This window comes from Arenibacter arenosicollis (assembly GCF_014397245.1).
GTDB classification, from domain to species: Bacteria; Bacteroidota; Bacteroidia; order Flavobacteriales; family Flavobacteriaceae; genus Arenibacter; species Arenibacter arenosicollis.
The window spans coordinates 1-1,313 of the sequence record NZ_JACLHY010000058.1; the positions used below are offsets into that span (position 1 = coordinate 1).

The 1,313-nt window shown below is 40.6% G+C and carries 1 protein-coding gene; it reads right to left on the reverse strand.

Annotation, left to right across the window (positions count from 1 at the left end; all coding sequences use genetic code 11):
• Positions 1-43 precede the first annotated feature (43 nt).
• On the reverse strand, positions 44-1,201 hold the full coding sequence (locus tag H4O18_RS21830; protein WP_187588634.1) for an integrase core domain-containing protein: 1,158 nt from the start codon (positions 1,199-1,201) through the stop codon (positions 44-46).
• Between the last annotated feature and the right edge of the window lie 112 nt (positions 1,202-1,313).

Below are 1,313 nucleotides of genomic sequence, written 5' to 3' on the forward strand. Positions count from 1 at the left end.
TGTTCGTTAAGGCACATAGTTTACACAAGTTAAAGATTAGCCTTTACACTAAATTAGTCTCTAACCTTGTTGCTTGTTCTTTATTTCTTAAATACTTTTCATCAAAGAAACCTAAAAATGTGTTTCTATAAAATACCCTCCAAATTCCGTTGCCCATTTCCTGGATCCCCACATATTTTCCCATTAATGCTGCGGTCACGTATACCCAATAATAGGATTTCCATCGTATAGATCCATTTTGTGTCACCTTAAGAACTTTATAGTTGGCATCGTAATCAAAGTTAGGTATTTTTTCAGGGAACGGCCTAGTGGAAAAATCATGCATATCAGCAGGTGTTTTCATGTCCAGTGCTTCATGTGGTCTTATGTGGTTGTATTCCTTTACAAAGTGATTTAAACGTCTTTGCTGCGCTTTCAGGTCATAGGCTGAAGGTTTGGCACAAGCTGCCTTCAGATCGCGGTGCATGCGTTCATGTCGTCCGTTCTGTTCGGGATGGGCCGGGTCCGAAAAAACAGGTGTAATCCCCAGTTCTATGAACCAATAGGAGAGTTGCGTAAATCTTTGGATGGTACGCACTGAACCAAAGGGGCTGCCATTGTCCGTGTGTATTTGTTCTGGAATGCCAAATGTTCTAAAGACCTTTGTAAACTCGGCCTTGGCAGATCTTAGGTTTTCATGGTAATGTCCTTTTGCAGTGAACAGAAATCGGCTTTTGGAGTCCGCAATGGTGAGTGGGTGACAGTAGATCTTATTGCCCATTAAAAACTTTCCCTTGTAGTCGGCACTCCAGACCTCATTGCATGATTTTGGATCAAAAATAGGGTATACCGGTTCGACTCTCCGCATCCGTTTTTGCGGACATACAAAACCGTTTTTCTTTAGGATGTTATGGACGGTGACCACAGAAGGGACTTCTTGTTGCGTAAAATCTTTAAACATCAACTCCCTGATTTTTTTTGCTCCCCAATGCTTGTGTTTCTTCTTTAAATTTAGAATGCCATCAACGATATATTCACTGGTGGCATTGGGATGTTTTCCAGGAGCTCTGGACTGTTCCCTTAAGGCCTCAAAACCTTGTTTTTCGAACCTGGCTATCAATTTATAGGCCGTTGGCCTGGAGATCTCGAAGCCTTTGCACAATTCTGTGATGGTGTATTTTCCTGTACGCCATTCACAGATAAATTCAATTTTCTGTTCCATAGTTGTTGTTTCTTTCCAAGGCATGATAATTTGATTTTGATCTCAAATTATAACCTAAAAAAGTGTAAACTATGTGACTTTAACTTTGTAAAGGATGTCCCTTTAACGTACC